General features: G+C 55.9%; 1 protein-coding gene and 1 pseudogene. Both read left to right on the top strand.

The genetic code is table 11. The features are described from left to right. The first annotated feature begins 668 nt into the window (after positions 1 to 668). Positions 669 to 2273: a hypothetical protein gene (locus ACF8AM_RS23425; RefSeq protein WP_392557976.1), complete on the top strand. Its 1605-nt coding sequence runs from the start codon at positions 669 to 671 to the stop codon at positions 2271 to 2273. 12 nt (positions 2274 to 2285) lie between these two features. Then, positions 2286 to 2935: pseudogene (locus ACF8AM_RS23430) on the top strand (hypothetical protein); the annotation flags it as partial.

Consider the following 2935-nt stretch of genomic DNA (forward strand, 5'->3'; position numbering starts at 1 on the left):
TATCCGTAAGACGATCGGTTTGATCGGGCAGTGAGTCTTCGTTTTCAAGGTCACCCATGAGGGCTGCTCAAAAACCATCCTATTGTTCACTGCCGTTTCTTCCAACGCGACTCCGTGCCGCGTCGGTTGAAGTCGACCGAGTGTCAGATCACTGAAATTCGGCTGACTTCTTGGGCTGTCCTGATTAGAGCGTGTGATCTCATTGAGAGTTCGCTGAGATCACCGTTGATAGCGAAAAAGACGAGTTTTTCGTCTCGGTTGCCTCACCAAGTTTCCCTCGTTGACCCAGTGTCAAAAAGGAAGCAAACCTGCTGAAGAGCGCGGCTACCCTGCCCAAATCGGAACAGGGCACCACTAGTGAAAGTTTCAGGCCAAACGGCGCAATCCGGGCTGGAAAATCGATTTGACTTTGCAAGTGTCCCGTAAAATGCTTGGTTTTCACGTGCGGAAAATTTTGAAGGCTGCGAGCAAGTGTCCTTGTCACTGCCAAAAATGTGCAAAGTTTACAATCAGTTTGAAACTTTGGCGGTCTCAGATTGAGAAAGGCGGCCAGAAGTATGAGATCCGGTCAACCGCGAGAACCGGTCGAGCCGATTGAACGGATTGAGGCCGCCAACGCGAAGCGGTCGCGAGATTTTCGACTCTGCCGCCAATCCGCTGAATTGATCATGACGAATTCGACTTCTAGCTGCGTTTCTTCGAATTCACCTTCCGCAAGCCGCCGTGCGTTCCTGGCTCGTTTGGTAGCAATGGGGGGAGTCGCAGGGACATTGGGCGAAAGTTCAGTCGCCGCTGCCGCTGAGGCAAATGATGTCATTCTGCGCCCGCGTTTGGATCACGAACTGTATCGCGTTCGGATGGAAATGGATGTCAAAGGGAACGTCAATCTGACGAAGGACCCGTTGCTGGCTCGGACCAGTGAATCGGCTACGAAACAGCAACTGCCCATCACGGCCAAGGTCGCGTTGGATTACGAAGAGCGTTCTTTGCGGCCTCGAAATGCGGATTTGGACTCGCCCATCATTGCGGCCGAGCGGCACTATCACGTCGCGGAGGGCGTCAGCCGTTTGAGCCGGATGGATCAAACCACCCAATTGCGTGGCAATTTGGGGCCCATCGTGGCTCGCCGTGACACGTTGCCGGAGGCGATCTATTCGACCAGCGATTACTTGAACCACGACGAGCTGGATCTGCTGCGGACGCCATTGGCCAGTGTGGCACTTGACCATCTCTTGCCGACTCAGACGTTGACGGTGGGAGAGAAGGTGGCTCTCGATGCGAACGATTTGGCGTTGGCGTTGAATCTAAGCGGCGTGGCCGCAAGCGACGTCGAAATCAGCCTGGTCTCCAACGATGCCAGCAACGCCAAGTTGCAGTTTCAAGGCAAATTGGATGGCTTTGTTAGCGGCGTTCCCAGCCAACTGCGTGTGCTCGGCAAGCTGACCTACCAGCATTCGACGCGGACGGTCACCTGGGCTGCGGTCGCGATTCACGAAACTCGCGAAATTGGGCTGGCTGAACCTGGGTTCGATGTCACGGCCACGATTCGGATGATTCGCAAGCCGTTGAACAGGCCCCAAGCGTTGTCCAGCAAAGCGGTTGCGGTGGATTTCGATTCGCCGCCGCCGAAGGAGCGAATGCTGATGGCAGTCGAGTGCGAGAAAATTGGTGTTTCAGCGCTCCTGGATCGTCGTTGGCGGATCATGCAGGACGGTGCTGGTCAGGCGATTCTACGGATGATCGAGAACGAGCAGAGCATCGCTCAGTGCAACCTGAGGTCCTTGCCACGCCTGCCGGAGGGCAAGCAGGTGACTTTGGAGGCTTTTGAGGCGGATGTCCAACGAACATTGGGCAAGCAACTGGATGGGCTGGTACGATCAGAGGAGCAATTGGCTGACTCGGGTTTGCGGGTATTGCACGTCACGGCGACCGGAGAGGTCGAGGGCATTCCGATCCAGTGGATCATGATGCATTTCAGCGATGATTCGGGACGACGGGTGCAAGCCACGCTGACGATGGACGGCGAAAGCGTGACTCAATTGGATGGTTCGGATGTTCAGTTGGCAGCTTCGCTGCAGTGGTCGGGGCCAGGATTCACCAGCAGCGACGAAATGGACCTCGACTCGGCAGAAAAATCCGGCTTGGAAGGCACGGAAACAGCTTCCTCGTCTGGTCAGCAATTAAGATTGGATCCAGTTGACGTGGTCGCCCCGAGCAAAAAGGGCCCGGATCACGTCATCTCAGCCAGTGATCTTCCCACGACCAAGCGTTAACGACGGCTTTTCATGTTCACTTTCGCCACACGGACTGGATCTTTGAACGACCTTTCGGCAGGCTCGCCGCGAAGGCGGGGCTGGGCCAGCGTGCTGGTGCAGGGGGCACAGAAGTCGTTGGTGGCACTTGCGTTGTGCGTTTCCGCGGGCTCGTTTGCGGTGACTGCGAATGCTCAGGACGCGGACCCGTCCACTCAGGTGCAAACCGAGTTCGCGCCTGGGGTGGTGACTGAGATCCCACCTGCCCCGGATCCGAAGGAAACGTTCGACGGGCCTTTGACGCTGAAGTCGTTCATTGAAAGCCACCCGGAAATCACTTGGCAGAGCGACAAGCATCCCGACGGCGTGCCACATTTTGACCCACGCTCACGAACGCTTGAGGAAATGGCGAAGCAGGTGATTTTGCGTCGCGAAATTTTCTGCTTTGAATTTTCGTTCAAGCCGCTGCGTCAGATGTACTTGGACGTGCCGCGTCCGGACGGTCGATTGCAGCGGAAATTGGTGCATTACATGGTGTACCGCGTACGTTATCGCGGTGGCGATTTGCGTCCAGCCGTCGACGACCCTGATAACCCGATTTACCAGCGGATTGAATCGGTCAGTTACAGTTCGCGTCGATTCTTCCCCATGTTGGTGCTGAAAGATCATGAGAGTGATCGAAA

Source organism: Rhodopirellula sp. JB055 (assembly GCF_043100905.1).
Classification (GTDB): domain Bacteria; phylum Planctomycetota; class Planctomycetia; order Pirellulales; family Pirellulaceae; genus Rhodopirellula.

What these genes read in the sequence shown, in the direction of transcription:
- ACF8AM_RS23425 (WP_392557976.1), top strand. Translation starts at nt 669, where the DNA reads ATGACGAATTCGACTTCTAGCTGCGTTTCTTCGAATTCACCTTCCGCA.